This is a genomic window from Streptomyces sp. NPDC028722, from assembly GCF_040637655.1.
Lineage (GTDB): Bacteria > Actinomycetota > Actinomycetes > Streptomycetales > Streptomycetaceae > Streptomyces.
Window position 1 is genome coordinate 152,673 of record NZ_JBEZWU010000014.1, and the last position, 14,661, is coordinate 167,333.

Below are 14,661 nucleotides of genomic sequence, written 5' to 3' on the forward strand. Positions count from 1 at the left end.
AGCGGTACGACGTGCGGCTGCCCCGGACGCGGGAGAGGGTGGGAGCCACCGGGTCACTGCCCTTGGCGCGTCCGGGACCGGGTTCGGACCCCCGGGTGTCGTGGAACCCCCAGGAGGACGCAATGACGACGACTTCGGCTCGCCGCTCCCGTTTCGCCCCGCGATGGAAGACGTCACGTGACTGGCCTCTGGCCGCTGCCGCGGTCTGCGCGCTGCTGAGTCTCGGCATGCTCTTCCTGCCCTGGCTGACCACCAGCGGGGGCGCCGGCGAGAACGCCTTCGGGGTGGACCTCCCGACCGCGGGACCGGCGCTGATCGTCGCCATGGTGTTCGCCACGGTCGCCCTGCTGGTCATGGCCGCGGTGACGGCCGGCAGACGGTACCTGGAAGCGGCACTCGTCCCGTCGTCCGTCCTCCTGGCTGTCTACATCCTGAAGGCGGCGGACGTGTCCGACCTGGCCGAGCTGTACAGCCGGCTGGCGGCATCGTTCACGGGTGCCACCATCGGCACCGGTGTGGGCCTGTGGCTGGGTCTGGCCTTCGCCGCCCTGACCCTGCTGTTCGTCCTCGCGGCCGTGCTGCTCGGGTGGGGGAGGGGGGACACCCTCACGTATCCGGCGTTCGGCAAGGCACGCGAACCCCGTCACGGCACACCGCCGGACGACGACACCACCCACTACCCGCCCCGGCCCGCCGACCCGCCCGGCCCAGGCCCGGAACCGCACGACAGAGGCGAGTGACGGCGGCGGAGGCGAGAAGCGTCCGGGCCTCCTTGTCGTTCGCACCCGCCTCCCGCCGGCCCGTGCCGGGTCAGGCGTGGGTCGTCAGGATCATGTACGGCGCGATCCGGGTCTCCGCCGGAGCCTCGTCCGGGGGGCCGTCGGCGGGGAGCGTGGGCAGGTCCACGGCGGGGGAGGGGAAACCGGCGTCGGCGAGCAGGGTCCGGTAGCGGTCGAGGGAGCGGTAGTGAGTGGTGGTCGTCATCGTGGTGCCGTCGCGCAGGCGCAGCAGCGTGGCCACGGTGTCGCGGTCGCCGTACACGGCGTCCGGCTCGCCGTGCCGCAGCATGGAGAAGGCCACGCCGGTCGCCGCCGGGTTGAGGTCGGCGAGGACGTACGGTGCGCCGGGGCGCAGGACGCGGTGGATCTCGGCGGTGAGGCCGGCCAGCCGGTCGTCGTCGGGGTCGGTGCAGTACACCAGGCAGCACACGGCGGCATCGACGCTGTCGTCGGCGAGCCAGCGCAGGGTGCGGCCGTCGAACTGCCGGTAGGAGACACGAGGGTGGGGCCGGTCGGCCCGGGCGATGTCCAGCATGCCCGCCGACGGGTCGACGGCCTGGACCGTCCACTCCCCGGTGCCGGCGAGTCGCGCCGCGACCGCGCCGGTGCCGCACCCGACGTCCAGGGCCAGTCGGCCGGGGCCCGACCCGCCGCCGAGGCGTTGCAGCACGGCGGGGAAGATCAGCCGCTCGGCCAGCCGCATGTCGCGGCGGCGGTAGGCGTCGGCCGCGGCGGAGGTGTCCCAGCCGAGAGCGTCTTCGTCGGCCATCATGATCATTTCCTCCTGCGCTGTGCCGGGCCCGGACCGCTGAGTGGGGCACTCGGCGGCAGCCTGACACACGGCACCGGGCGAGCGTCCGTGGCGCGGCGGGATTCCTCCGACGGTGCCCGCAGCGCCCGGCCGGTTGACGGCAGGTCAGACGCCCCCTGCCGACGCGGGCAGGGGGAGGGCCAGGGCGCGGGGGGCGTAAAGGCCGGGCGCGATGACCGCCGGGGCGCGTCCGGGGGACCCCGGGCGTGGCCGGGCGTACGGGCTGCTGCTCAGCCTCTTCCGTGCCGACGTGCCCAGCCTGCCGCCGGACGACGGGGTCTGACGGACGGTTCGCGCGGGCCGCGGCCGCCCTTCCCGCCATCTCCCTTCGCCCGCCCGGCTCCTGGGTGCGCACCGGCACGTTTGCCGGTGCTGCGGCGGGCAACGCGAAGCCCATGACTGAATCGAGCAGCGGAACGAGCAGAAAGTCCGACCAGGAGCAGCGGACCGCCGCGAAGGCCCGGCGGACGGCGGACAAGGCGACGGCGCCGGCCGGTCACGCGGCGAAGAAGGCCGTGGCGGCCTCCGACGGCGCGACGTCGGCCGTGAAGGCCGGCACCGAGCGGACGGCGGAGGTGACGAGCGGCGCCGTCCGTACGGCGGCCCGGGGCGTCGAGACCGGGCGTCAGGCGCTGGTCACGGCGTCGGGCCAGGTCGCGGCCACCGCCAAGACGGCCTGGACGGTGGTCGCCCACCGCAAGCTGGTCGCCGCCGGCGTCAGCGCGGGCCTGACCGCGATGACCGTGGCGTCGTACGCGATGGGCCGCCGAGCCGAGCGTCACACGCACGGACCGCTCACGCGCCTCACCCAGGGTCGTTTCTGACGCATGGCAGGCACACGCGGGCGGATGCCACGCGCAATGCCGTGCCGTGGACGTGAGGCCGGGCCGCGGGGCCTGCCGGTCACGTCGGACACTTCTCGACGCAGGGGCCCGGCCTTCATCGAACGAAGGCCGGGCCCCTGCCGTCGTGCACGGGGGCGGTGCGGACCGCGGATCGGCGCCGCGGTCCGCACCGCCGTGACGGGCCGGCCCGTGGGGGAGACCGGCCCGCTCGTGCACCGGGTCAGCCGGTCTTCGCCACCTGCGCGAGGGCCTTGGTGAGGCCGTTGGCCCACAGCTGGTTGACGCGGGCGCGCTCGGTGCTGTTCGGGTACCGGTTGGTGCAGGAGGTGCCGGGGCCGCCGCCCGACATCAGCTCGCTGCACGGGCCGCTGTAGTGGTCCGGCAGGCCCAGCACATGGCCGGTCTCGTGAGCGGTGACCCGGATCGAGTCGTACTGCCGGTTCTGCGTGTAGTCCAGGAAGATGTAACCGCTGCCGTGGCCGTCGGTGGAGGCGTACGACCCGCGCGAGTCGTTGCCCTCGTAGTAGGTGAAGTCGGCGCTGCCCGTCGTCGCCTGGAGCTTGACGTTGGACACGGAGCTGTTCCAGATGGAGGCGGCGCTCGATATCTGGGAGCGGAAGCTCGGCGCCTGGGCGGTGTTGTAGTAGACGGTCACCGACTGGAGGGAGGGGTGGGCGGCCTGCCTCTTGGCGACCGACTTCAGTACGGCGTCGAAGAACGCCTTGTTGCCGGTCTTCTCGCCCGAGCCGACGTAGCCGGCGGTGGCGGAGTGGGCCGGTGTCGTGGCGGTGTTCTGGGCGCTCGCCGGGCTCGCGGTGCCGAGCGCGGCGGAGGCCAGACCGACACCGAGCGCGAGGGCCAGCAGTCGTCTGTTCTTCGGCCCGGTGCTGGTGCGGAACGACGTCATGGGGGGCTCCTACTCGTCCTGTGGGGTTGAACGATCGGTTGCCAGTGAGTCTCGGGCAGGCCAACGGGACGGCGGATGATGGCAATCGGGGATTGCGCGAGGCTATCGGCGGCCGACTCGTCCACTTTCGTTGGAACTTGAACATCTGGTGCGGGGCCGCACGCCCCCTTACGCTCCCCCCATGGAGCTAGAGGTGAGGCATCTGCGCGTCCTCTGCGCCATCGCCGACACCGGCAGTCTGCACAAAGCGGCACGGCAACTCGGCCTGGCGCAACCGTCGTTGAGCACACAGCTGGCGCGCATCGAACGGGCTCTCGGTGCGCAGCTCTTCGTGCGGGCCCGGACCGGCTGCCGGCCGACCCCGCTGGGGCTGGCCGTGCTGAGCCGGGCCAGGCCGCTGGTGGCGGAGTTCGCGGCACTCGTCACGGAGACCAGGACCGCCGCCGCCCGTGCCGCCGGGGGATTCCAGCTGCGCATCGGGGCCACGGCGAGCCGGGCCATCCCGGGCTGGCTGCGCCTGCTGCGCGCACGGGTTCCGCGCGTGGAGCCGGCGCTGGAGATGAACGTGTCCGCCAATGCCCTGCTCGGCATGGTCGCCGCCGGCCGCCTCGACATGGCGTTCGTGCACGAGGTCGAGGGCAGTCCGCTGCGTGTTCCGTCCAGCCTGTGCCTGCGCGTGCTCGTCGAACGCGAACCGCAGTTCGTCACGCTCGCCGCGGACCATCGCGCGGCGGTGCGGACGGAGGTGAGCCTGGCCGACCTGTCCGGCGACCGCTGGATGATCGACTCCACGGTCGACGGCGAGTGGGACGCCCTGTGCCGGGTGCTGCGGGCCGCGGGCCTCGATTCCGAGATCCTGCACGGTGACTACCTCACCGCCTACTCGCTGGCCGCGATCGGCGAGGTGGTCACGGTCAGCCAGCCGACCGCCCCTCCCCGCACCGATCTGGCGATCCGCCCCCTGGCGGGCGACCCGATAGGGGTACGGCTCCTCCTGGCGGCCCGTACGGAGGACGAACTTGACGATGTCTACCCGGAGTTGGAGACGGCCTACTGGGCGGCGGCCCTCGAGGCGCCGGCCTACCGGAAGTGGTTGCACCGCGCGCACCCGCCCGGCCCGGACGCCGGCCGGAACCCGCACGGGCCGGCCGTGCCGGCGCGGCTGCCGGTGGCGGCCCGTCCGCGCACGCCGTGAGGGCACGGCCCGGTGCCGCTCAGTGCGTGCCGCTCAGTGCCCGGTCGCGCGGGCCTGCCGGACGCCGAGCGGTACCGGGCCGCGCGGGCCGCCGGGTCCGGGCAGCCCCGTTTCGACGCGCCCGCCGGTGAGCGGACCGCGCCGCGGGCCAAGGCGCTGATCCCGGGTGACCCGGCACGGAGGCCGACGGCCGTGCCGCCGCCCCCAGGCCATGACCGTGTCAGGGCCGCTGCCCCCAGGCCATGACCATGCCGGGGCCCAGCTCGGCCAGCCGGGGCGAGGCCAGGTAGGCGAGCGCTTCGTCGATGACCGCGGCGTCCACCAGGCCGGTCTCCTCCAGGGCGGGACGCATCCGGCTCCACGTCTCGGACCAGAACCGGGCCAGGGGACCGCCCGCGACCAGCGGAGGGACGAAGAGTTCCGCGGCGACGTGCTGGAGGCCCTCCTCCCTGAGGAAGTGCGGGTACGCCGGGACGGCGGAGGTGTCGGTGCCGATCGTCGACCGCAGCGCCAGCCACAGGGCGTCCATGGTGCGCCGGTAGGCGGAGGACGTGTCCAGCGCGTTCGGCACCTCCAGGGCGTCGCCCAGCAGCAGCCGGCCCCCGGGAGCGAGCCATCGCACGAGCCGCGTGACGAGCCCGCGGCGCTGGGGCAGGTGCATCAGGACGAACCTGGCGTGGATGAGGTCGAAGCCGCCGAGCCGCAGGCTCTCGTCGGTGAGATCGCCGGTGACCACCCGCAGCCGGGGGTTCGCGGCGACGTCGAGTTGGCCGGTGTCCCGGTCCAGGGCGACCACCTCGTCGACCCGCGCCTCCTCCAGCAGCCAGCGCGCCACGGTCCCCGTGCCGGCACCCACGTCGAGGCAGCGGCTGCCCGGCCCGGCGCCCAGGGCACGCAGGCGGCGCGTGGTCACCGGGTCGTAGACGAGCGCGGCGGCGTCGATCCGCGCGGCCTCCCCGGGGCGTTCCGGTGCGAAGAGATCCTCGCCGTAGCGGCCGTCACCGGCGTCCCCTCCCGGGGGCGGTGGCGCGCTCATCATGAGGCAACCTCCCGCCCCGGTGGCCGTGACGTACCTGGGTGCTGAGAAGGGGACATGGTCCCACCATGGGCGCGCACATCCGGGGTTCCCCGGGATCGCGGCCCTCGGCACACGAGTCCCATCCGTACGGCCGAGCCGGCGGCCGGGTGGTGGGAGCCGCCGGCTCGGCCCGGCGGGTCCGGCGGTGCCACCGGCCGGTGCCCGTCCGGCCCAGGGCGCCCGGGCCACGACGACCGAGGTACACGACCGGAAGAACGGGGACCAGGAAGAGGGGCCGGGCACCGCACGGTCATGGCGGGTCCACCCCGGGGCACCCGAAGGCACATGAAGGTGACCACGACAAGACGCCTGCCCCGCCTGACCGTCGCCCTGGCGCTGCTGCCCCTGGCCGTCTCCTGCGGCGGCGAACACCGGGCGACCGGCGGTGGGACGGCGGAGGCAGGACCGGCGCCCGGCGCGCTGGGCGACACCCTTGTCATCACCAGCGAGAACGGACTGAGGCTACGTCCGGCCGACGGCCACCGGGTCACCGTGGACGACCACGTCGGCCACGCCGACCGTCACTGGTCCCACCACGACGGCACCTGGGTCCTCGACCTGTCCTGCGCGGACCGGAGCCCGGACGACACGCCCTGCCCCCGCATGCCCGAGGTGCGCGTCCCCCACGGTGTCAGCGTCACGGTGACCGCCCGCAACGCCGGCATCGACGCCGCGGGAGTCGCCGCCGGCCTGGACCTGACGACGGTCAACGGCGATGTCACGGTGACCCGTTCCGGCCGGAGCGGGGCCGTGTCGCGGCTGGCCACCCGCAACGGCTCGGTGCGCGCCGTCGCCCTCGACGCACGCCGGCTGACGGCCGCGACCACCAACGGGGACGTGACCCTCTCCTGCGGCTCCGCGCCGACGGCCGTCACGGCGACGACCACCAACGGCTCGGTCGGCGTGACCGTTCCGCACGACAGCCCCGCCTACCGGGTCACCGCCACCACGGCCAACGGCCGTACCACCGTGGACGTTCCCACCCGGAACGCCGGCCACGAGCCCGCGATGAAGCTGACCACGGTCAACGGCGACGTCGACGCGCGCCGCGACTGAACCGCCCTCGCACACCCCGTCCCCCCGCCGGGGCGGCGGACGAACGACGTCCCCCGCCCCCACCGGCCGTCAGGGTGTGGCCGGTCCCGTCAGGGGCATCCGCAGTGCACTGAGTGCGTCACCATCCGGCATCGAAGGGATCAGCATCATGTTGGCCATCGTCTCGGCGGTCCTGTTCTTCATCGCTTTCCTGATCAACGCGGCTGACATCTCGACCAACGACACCTTCACCTCGACGAACATCATGCTCCTCGGGCTGACCGTGCTCGCCCTGCACCTCGCGGGGGTGGGCAGCGGCTGGACGGCCCGGGGCCGCAGACACTGAGCGGCACGAGAAGGCGTCCGGCACCCCGGCCGTGTCCGCTACCGGGGTGCCCGGGCCGGTCCACCGGCGCTCAGCGCGGCGTCATCGCGCGCAGGCGCCGGTGCCAGCGGTTGCTGTCGCAGACATTCCCGCTCTCCGGGAACGGACCGCGTCCGGCGCGCAACCGCCGTCCTGCTGGCGGAAGTCGGGATCCCGTACGTGCGCCGGTCAGACGAAGGCGCTCTCCCCGGTGATCGCCTTGCCGACGATCAGCGTGTTCATCTCCCGGGTGCCTTCGAAGGAGTAGATGGCCTCCGCGTCCGCGAAGAAGCGCGCGACGTCGTAGTCCAGGACGATGCCGTTGCCCCCGAAGATCTCCCGCGCCCAGGCCACCACCTCGCGCATACGGCCGGTGACATGCGCTTTGGCCAGTGCCGAGTGTTCGTCCCGGAAAACCCCGGCGTCCTGCAACCGGGCGAGCTGCAACAGCATCCCCCAGCTGGACGTGATGTTCCCCAGGCTCTTCACCAGCAGGTCCTGCACGAGCTGGAAGCCCGCGAGGGGCCGGCCGAACTGCTGCCTCTCCGTGGCGTAGCGCAGGGCCAGTTCGTACGCGCCGATCATGACGCCGAGCGCCTGCCAGGCGACCCCGCTGCGCGTGGCCCGCAGGATCTCGGCGACCTCCCGGAAGGAGGACACGTTCTGCAACCGGTCGGCCTCCGCCACCCGGACGTCGGTGAGGGTGATGTCCGCGTTCTCGACGATGCGCAACGACGCCTTGTGGGCGATCTTCTCCGCCGTGAAGCCCTCCGTGCCCTTGTCGACGACGAACCCCTTGACCTGGTCGTCGGCGACGTCCCGGGCCCAGACGACGACGTGGTCGGCGAACGTGGCGTTGCCTATCCAGCGTTTGGCACCGTTGAGCACCCAGGTGTCACCCTCGCGCCGGGCGGTGGTGCGCATACCGGCCGCGATGTCGGAACCGTCGAGGGGCTCCGTGAGCGCGAACGCCCCGATGGTGTCCATCCTGGCCATGCCCGGCAGCCAGCGCTCACGCTGGGCCCGGTCACCGCCCAGGTGGATGGCGTACATGGCCAGTCCGTTGTGGACGCCGAAGAAGGTGGCGACCGAGGCGTCGACGCGGCTCATCTCCATCGCCATCATCCCGGTCAGCAGATGGCTGGCGGCGGGACCGTGATCGCCGTACCCCTCGTAGGCCAGCCCGGCCAGCCCGCTCGCACGGAAACGGCCGATCAGCTCCTCGGGGAAGGTGCCCTCGGCCCAGTGCTCGGCCACCAGCGGCCGGACCTCGTCCCGCATGAACGCCCTTGTGCGGAGGAGGACTTCGCGTTCCTCCTCCGTCAGGGCGGTCTCGAAGTCGTAGAAGTCGGCGGCGTTCTGCTGTTCCGTGAGTGAAGTCATGGGGCCCTTCTTCCACGGTTGCGACGGGCGATGCCCGGGCCGGCGGGAACGCCGCCCGCGCGCCGTCAGACCTGGTCGGCCCGCGTGGTCAACAGGACCTCCGCCCGGCTCCCGGAGCGGCGCGGCCCGGCCTCCCAGAGGCGCCAGGTCGACCACAGCAGCGCGACGAGGAAGACGGCGAGCAGCCCGAGCAGCACCACCGTCTGCCGCGCCGACCCGTCGTCCCGGACCATCTCCCACAGCAGACAGAAGGACCAGGCCGCCACACCACCTGCGTACACGGCCCTCAACTGCCGTAGCTGACTTACCGAACCCATCGTCACCCCTCCGGGAAGTCGCGTCGCGTCGTCCTGCCGGTACCCACACTTGACGACTTCACCACACGCGGAACCGGCCCTTGAAGTCCGTACCGCGCCAAATCGGCGGACGGAAGGGGACTTTCCGGTCGTCGCGGGCGCGCGGCCCGCCGGCCACCGGGCCGCGAGGCCGCTCCGGAAAGGATGAACAGGCCGTCGGCGAGGCGTGTCGCGAGCACCGCGGCCGCTGGATGCTGCTGGGGCTGATCGCCCTGCTGTGCGTGTCGACGCTGACAGGAGCGATCACCACCGGGCTCGGTGACGGGCGCCCCGGTGTTCGAGGAGGTGTTCGCCGCCCGGGGTGGCGGGCTCGGCCTGCGCCCGGCCGGGCTGTACGTGCGGCCCGGCCGTGAGGCGCCGGAACCCAGTGGAACGAAGCGGAACGATCCCGTACGGCTCCGCGACCGCCGCGGGCGTCCACGGCACGGATCGGTCGGCACGCGCGCGAGGCAGCGGGCCCAGGTCGCCGGGGCGGCCGACGGAGGCGCGCTCCCGGGGCCCCGGGCCGTCCGGGGCGTGCGGTGCGGAAGTCGGCCGGGTGTCCGCCGGGTAGCCTGGGTACCCGACAGCGGGCACCGCACGGGACGGGGAGGTGGGACGTTGCTGCACATCACCGGGAGTCAGGGCGACCGGACGAGGGCGGAACTGCCCGAGGACGTGGATCTGTACACGACATCCTCGCTCCGGACGGCGGTCGACGGCCTGATCGACGCCGGGTGCCGTCACCTGGTTCTCGACGCCTCACGCACGCAGCACATGGACTCCACCGGTGTCAGCGCCCTGGTGGGCTGGTACCAGCGGCTGGACACCCTGGGTGGCTCCCTCAGCGTCACCGGACTCGATGACGGCCTGCTCCGTATGTTCACCATTCTCGGGCTCGACTCCGTCATGACCCTCACACCTGGGAAGACCCCGTCGCTCTGACGTCCGCACCGTTCCTCCGACTGACGCGCGCCCCCTCGCGTGAGCACCGCGCCCGCACGCCGGCCGTGGTCACGGCGGGGGAGCGTCCGGCGCGCAGTCCTTCGCCGCGTGCACCGGGACCAGCTCGGTCAGGCCCGAGATACTGAGCAGCGGGGCCAGCAGGGACGGCGCGATCAGTTCCAGCCGGGTGCTGTGGGCGAACAGCACGTTCAGGCCCGCGCTGTCGAGGTATTCCACCCCGGCCAGATCCACGACGACAGGTCCGCCGATCCCGTCGAGGGCCGCGGCCAGCGTGCCGGCGTTGCTCTGGTCGATCTCGCCGACCACCGTCAGCACGGACGTGCCGTCGGCGCGCCGCGCCCGGGTCAGCGTGAGCGGGATGGTCATCAGGTGATCCTCGTCTGCATCTCGACGACGGTGCCGTTCGGGCCGGGTGTGACGGTGACCTGCTGCATCAGCGCCCGCATCAGTTTCAGTCCGCGTCCGCGGTGCGGGTTCAGCTCGGGCTGCGGAACCTTCCACCGGCCGGTGTCGGTGACGGTGAGCAGCAGGTCGTGCGTGTGGGCCAGCCCGCTCAGCCGGATGGTCCCCCCGGGGCCGTCCCGGTGCCCGTGTTCGATCGCGTTGGCGCACGCCTCACCCGCCGCGACCATGATGTTCTGGACGGTGTGCCGGGGCAGTCCGCACTGGTCGAGCCAGTCGCGCAGGGCCTGGCGCACCGAGGCGAGCCGCGCGGACTCGGCGGGGAACGTCACCTGGAGCGGCGCGGGATGACGGTAGAGCAGCAGCGCCACGTCGTCCTCGTATCCGCCGTCCGGTTCCAGGCGCTTCATGATCTGCGTGGCCAGTTCCTCCACCGCCGTGTCCCTGCCCTCCTGGACGGCCTGGCCGGCTTGCTCGATGCCGGCGGCCAGGGAACGGCGCCGCCGCTCCACGAGTCCGTCGGTGTACAGCAGCAGGGTGGAACGGCCCGGCATCGTCCGGACCCCCTCCGGACGCGCCCGGCCGGGGCGGACCGCCAAGGGCAGTGCACGGCCCTCCTCCAGCAGCTGGACGGTGCCGTCCGGGTGGGCGAGGACCCCGGGCGGATGTCCCGCGCTCGAGTAGACCAGCCGTCCGGTCGCCGGTTCCAGCACACCGCAGAAGACGGTGGTGCACAGGGCGCCCGGGATACCGGCGGCGAACTGGTCCAGCGCCATCAGCGTCCGCGCGGGGCTCGGCTCCTGGAGCAGCAGGGCACGGCACGCGCTGCGCATCTGCCCCATGACGCTGGCCGCAGTCAGACCGTGACCGACGCAGTCGCCGACGACGATGCCGATGCGGCCGTCGGGCAGGGGCACCGTGTCGTACCAGTCGCCGCCGACCTCGAGCGGCCGGGTCGCGGGTTCGTAGCGCACGGCGAAGCCGTCGGGGAGCAGCGCCGGTCCGAGGATGGCCCGCTGGAGGGCGATGGCCGTCTCGCGCTGCTGGTCGATCTGGTGGACACGGACCAGCCCCTGGGCGAGATGCCCGGCCAGCAGGGTCAGCAGCAGCTGGTCCTCGCCGGTGAAGGGCCGGCGTTCGCCCAGGTCGACCCAGAGCGTCAGCGGGCCGTGCGGGTGTTCGAGGAGGATCCCGGCCCCGCCCGGGGCGGTGACCGGGGTGAGCGTGGGCTGCTGCCGCAGCCGCTCCAGGAAACTTCTGCGCCCGGCGGACAGGGACGGCCAGGACAGGGACGGGTCGGTACCGGTCACGGCCGGTTCACCGTGCCGGCCGAAGATGCCGGCCAGGACGGTCCGGGCCCGCCACAGCTGCTTCAGCTCGTGCAGGGCGCCCGTGAGCGCGTCGGACAGGCTGGTGGCCTGTGAGAGCCGCGTGCTCAGGGCCGCCAGAGCGGTCTCCCGCTGGATGGCGTAGTGCTCCGCGGTCACGTCCCGGAACGTGCCCACGGTCATCCGGCGTCCGGTGTCGGGGTCCTCGGCCTGGTTGAACGTCGCGCTCACCCACAGCTGATGCCCGTCACGGTGCCGCATGGGCAGGGCGTTCGTCCTGCGTGCGCTGCTGCCCGTCAGCCGCCCGAAGGCGGCCTCGGCCTGCCGGTACCCGTCGGGGTCCGTGTCGGGGTCGGGCCACCAGGGATGCACGGGTCGGTAGGGCAGGCCCTCGGGAGGGTAGCCGAGCATGTCGGTGAACGCCGCGTTGGTCTCGATGACGGTGCCCTCCTCGTCACAGACGAAGAAGGCCTCCTGGAGGGAGTCGATCAGGGCGTTGCGCCACCGCAGGTGATGCGTGCGCAGCCGCGCCAGTTCCACGTTCGCGCGGACCCGGGCCAGCAGCTCGGCGGCGGCGAACGGCTTGACGAGATAGTCGTCGGCACCCGCTTGCAGGCCTTCGATGGAGGCCTCCTGCCCGGCGCGGGCCGACAGCAGCAGCACCGGCACCGAAGCGGTCCGCGGGTCGGTCCGCAGCGCCGCCACCAGGGCCAGCCCGTCCAGGCCCGGCATCATCACGTCGCTGACCACGAGGTCGGGCGGATCGGCCCGCACGGCGTCCAGCGCGCTCATCCCGTCGGTGACGGCCGTGATCCGGTACCCGGCGCCCGACAGCAGGCGTGCCAGGTACTCCCGCATGTCGGCGTTGTCGTCGGCGACCACGACACGTCCGGCCGCGCGGTGGCCGGGGGCGCTCTCCGATGCCGCCGCCAGGGCCTGGGCCGCCCCGGAGGAGGGGGCGCCCGGCAGCCAGCGCAGCGCCTCCTGCACGTACGGGTCGGCGGCCGCGGACACCGTGGCCCCGCCGTCCGCCGGGGCCACGCTGCCGGCGGGCAGGTGCGCCGTACCGAACGGCAGCCGGACGGTGAAGGCGGTGCCCTGACCCTCGGTGCTGTCCGCGGTGATCGTCCCGCCGTTCAGGCCGACCAGTTCCCTGACGAGGGCCAGGCCGATACCGCTGCCCTCGTGGGACCGGGCGCGCGCGTTCTCGATCCGGTGGAACCGTTCGAACAGCCTGGGCATCTCCTCGGCGGACACCCCTATGCCGGTGTCGGAGACGGTGACCCGGGCCCCGCCGTCCTCCGTGCGCACGGTGACCCGGATGGTGCCCTCGAAGGTGAACTTCAGCGCGTTGCTCAGCAGGTTGAGTATCACCTTCTCCCACATGCCGCGGTCGACGTACACCGGCTGGTCCATGGGCGGGCAGTCCACCTCGAAGGCCAGCCCCGCCTTGTCGATGGCGGAGCGGAAGACACTGGCCAGGTCCGCCGTGGCGGCTGCCAGGTCCACCGGCTCGTACGTCGCCTGCATCCGGCCGGCCTCGATGCGGGAGAAGTCCAGCAGCGCGTTGACGAGCTTGCCCAGGCGCAGCCCGTTGCGGCGGACGACCTCCAGCCGCTCGCCCAGTCCGGGGTCGTGGTTCCGCCCGGTGAGCAGTTCGTCGACCGGCCCCATGATCAGGGTCAGCGGGGTGCGGAACTCGTGGCTGATGTTGGAGAAGAACGCCGTCTTCGCCCGGTCCAGCTCGGCCAGTTCCTCGGCCCGGCGCTGCTGCGCCTCGTACCCGCGCGCGCTGCCGATACCGGCCGCGACGTGGCCCGCGACCAGCTCGACGAAGCCCTGGTAGGTGTCGTCCAGCGGCCGGAACCGGTTGAGCCCCGCCACCAGGAATCCGTACGGCGGTTCGCCCTGTCTCAGCAGGGGCACCACCAGGGCCTGCGCCGGCGGCTGGGGCCAGGCGCCGGACGGCAGGCGGTCGTACGGCGGGCCGCTCAGCGGCACCCGCACGGACTGCCCGTCGGCCGGCCGCCCCGCCGGCCAGACGGCCTTGGGGTCACCGCTCGGCAGGACCACGGGTGCGGCCGGATGGCCCTCCTCGATCCCCGTGGCGGCCGCCAGCCGCGCCGAACCGTCGTCCTGGAAGAGGTAGGTGCAGGTGAACGGCAGATCCCGCGGATTGCGGGCGAGCTGGCGGGCGACGAACTCCAGCATCTCCTGCTCGGTGCGCACCACGCTCGGATCGGAGCCGAGGTCACGCAGCGTGGTCATGCGCCGCTCACCGACGACCCGTGTGGTCTCCTCGCTGACCACGCACAGCATGCCCACCACGGCGCCGCAGTCGTCCCGCAGCGGGCTGTAGGAGAACGTGTGATATGTCTCCTCCGGGTATCCCGACCGTTCCAGGAACAGCATCAGCGCCTCGTCCCAGGTGGCCTCGCCCGTGGTCATCACGGAGCGGACACGCGGGTCGAGGTCGTCCCAGACCTCGGCCCACACCTCGGGGGCCGGGCGGCCGAGGGCCCAGGGGTACTTGTGGCCGAGCGTGGCGCGGCGGTAGGCGTCGTTGCAGAAGAACGTCAGCTCGGGCCCCCACGCCATCCACATCGAGAAGCGGGACGACAGCAGGATGCTCACGGCCGTCCGCAGGCTCTGCGGCCATTCCTCCGGGGGCCCCAGAGGCGTGGCGGCCCAGTCCACGGCGGCCAGGTCAGCGCCGATGACCTCGTCGGCGGAGAAGACGCCGGCACGGGCCGAGGGCCCCCGCTCCGTGTCGTCCCGTCCAGCCATCCGCCGCTCCCTCACTTCCGGTACCCGCCAGATCGTGGTGTGATCATTCGTACGTCGTGCACGACCGGGCCCGCCACCCCCTCGTGCCCCGGCCGGCGCCCCGTGCACCTGCCCGGACGGCCCGGTTCCCGGGGGCTGCCCCCCGACTCTCCCACGTTCCGGGACACCGCTGGTCCGGTCCGCGTGAGCGGCGGTCGCCGCGGCCGTCGACGCAGGTCACCCCGGTGGCCGTGCGCGTCCGCCTCCCGTACGGTACTTCCTTGGCATCGGCTCCTCGACGGGTCGGCACCGGTCCGCCGAGAGGGGGGGCGGGGCGGGCGGCGAACCCGGCACCGGTGGGACCGCGTACCAGCCGGTGCCGCCCCCGGCACGCGTGGATCGGGGCATCGGGCGCATATGACACTGGGTGAGGCATCGACCGATGCCGCGCGCGAAGACGGCCGTCC

13 protein-coding genes are annotated in these 14,661 nt (G+C 73.2%); 6 read left to right on the forward strand and 7 right to left on the reverse strand.

Features of this window, described 5'->3' with window-relative positions; translation table 11 throughout:
- Positions 1-122: 122 nt before the first annotated feature.
- Positions 123-740, forward strand: coding sequence for a hypothetical protein (locus tag AB0F03_RS22215; protein ID WP_361994600.1), 618 nt, complete (start codon positions 123-125; stop codon positions 738-740).
- A 70-nt stretch (positions 741-810) separates the two neighbouring features.
- Here the strand turns inward: AB0F03_RS22215 and AB0F03_RS22220 are convergent, their stop codons facing one another.
- Positions 811-1,551, reverse strand: coding sequence for a class I SAM-dependent methyltransferase (locus AB0F03_RS22220; protein WP_361994603.1), 741 nt, complete (start codon positions 1,549-1,551; stop codon positions 811-813).
- A gap of 434 nt (positions 1,552-1,985) precedes the next feature.
- Here AB0F03_RS22220 and AB0F03_RS22225 point away from each other — a divergent pair, with 434 nt between their 5' ends.
- Positions 1,986-2,414, forward strand: a complete 429-nt coding sequence (locus AB0F03_RS22225; RefSeq protein ID WP_361994605.1) for a hypothetical protein — start codon at positions 1,986-1,988, stop codon at positions 2,412-2,414.
- A 241-nt stretch (positions 2,415-2,655) separates the two neighbouring features.
- Here the strand turns inward: AB0F03_RS22225 and snpA are convergent, their stop codons facing one another.
- Complete coding sequence (gene snpA / locus AB0F03_RS22230) at positions 2,656-3,342, reverse strand: snapalysin (RefSeq protein ID WP_361994608.1); 687 nt, start codon at positions 3,340-3,342, stop codon at positions 2,656-2,658.
- Between the two features lie 181 nt (positions 3,343-3,523).
- On the opposite strand from snpA, the gene AB0F03_RS22235 reads away from it, so the two are divergent.
- Positions 3,524-4,537 carry a LysR family transcriptional regulator gene (locus AB0F03_RS22235; RefSeq protein ID WP_361994611.1) on the forward strand — a complete coding sequence of 338 codons (1,014 nt, stop codon included), beginning with the start codon at positions 3,524-3,526 and terminating at the stop codon, positions 4,535-4,537.
- A 220-nt stretch (positions 4,538-4,757) separates the two neighbouring features.
- On the opposite strand, the gene AB0F03_RS22240 is transcribed toward AB0F03_RS22235, so the two are convergent.
- Positions 4,758-5,576, reverse strand: coding sequence for a class I SAM-dependent methyltransferase (locus AB0F03_RS22240; protein ID WP_361994614.1), 819 nt, complete (start codon positions 5,574-5,576; stop codon positions 4,758-4,760).
- Between the two features lie 324 nt (positions 5,577-5,900).
- Between AB0F03_RS22240 and AB0F03_RS22245 the strand changes: the two genes are divergently transcribed.
- Both AB0F03_RS22245 and AB0F03_RS22250 read left to right on the forward strand, forming a co-directional pair.
- Entirely contained in the window at positions 5,901-6,671 is a 771-nt protein-coding gene (locus tag AB0F03_RS22245) for a DUF4097 family beta strand repeat-containing protein (protein ID WP_361994617.1), read from the forward strand.
- A gap of 148 nt (positions 6,672-6,819) precedes the next feature.
- Positions 6,820-6,996, forward strand: coding sequence for a hypothetical protein (locus tag AB0F03_RS22250; RefSeq protein WP_163010864.1), 177 nt, complete (start codon positions 6,820-6,822; stop codon positions 6,994-6,996).
- A 207-nt stretch (positions 6,997-7,203) separates the two neighbouring features.
- Here the strand turns inward: AB0F03_RS22250 and AB0F03_RS22255 are convergent, their stop codons facing one another.
- Both AB0F03_RS22255 and AB0F03_RS22260 read right to left on the reverse strand, forming a co-directional pair.
- Entirely contained in the window at positions 7,204-8,397 is a 1,194-nt protein-coding gene (locus AB0F03_RS22255; protein WP_361994621.1) for an acyl-CoA dehydrogenase family protein, read from the reverse strand.
- Between the two features lie 65 nt (positions 8,398-8,462).
- On the reverse strand, positions 8,463-8,714 hold the full coding sequence (locus AB0F03_RS22260) for a hypothetical protein (protein WP_361994624.1): 252 nt from the start codon (positions 8,712-8,714) through the stop codon (positions 8,463-8,465).
- A 639-nt stretch (positions 8,715-9,353) separates the two neighbouring features.
- Between AB0F03_RS22260 and AB0F03_RS22265 the strand changes: the two genes are divergently transcribed.
- The gene (locus AB0F03_RS22265) at positions 9,354-9,677 is read left to right on the forward strand and encodes an STAS domain-containing protein (protein ID WP_361994627.1); all 324 of its coding nucleotides are present in this window, start codon (positions 9,354-9,356) and stop codon (positions 9,675-9,677) included.
- A gap of 69 nt (positions 9,678-9,746) precedes the next feature.
- Here AB0F03_RS22265 and AB0F03_RS22270 read toward each other — a convergent pair whose 3' ends face one another.
- Both AB0F03_RS22270 and AB0F03_RS22275 read right to left on the reverse strand, forming a co-directional pair.
- Entirely contained in the window at positions 9,747-10,064 is a 318-nt protein-coding gene (locus tag AB0F03_RS22270) for an STAS domain-containing protein (RefSeq protein ID WP_361994630.1), read from the reverse strand.
- Complete coding sequence (locus tag AB0F03_RS22275) at positions 10,064-14,215, reverse strand: SpoIIE family protein phosphatase (protein WP_361994633.1); 4,152 nt, start codon at positions 14,213-14,215, stop codon at positions 10,064-10,066. Before AB0F03_RS22275 ends, AB0F03_RS22270 begins: the two co-directional genes overlap by 1 nt.
- Between the last annotated feature and the right edge of the window lie 446 nt (positions 14,216-14,661).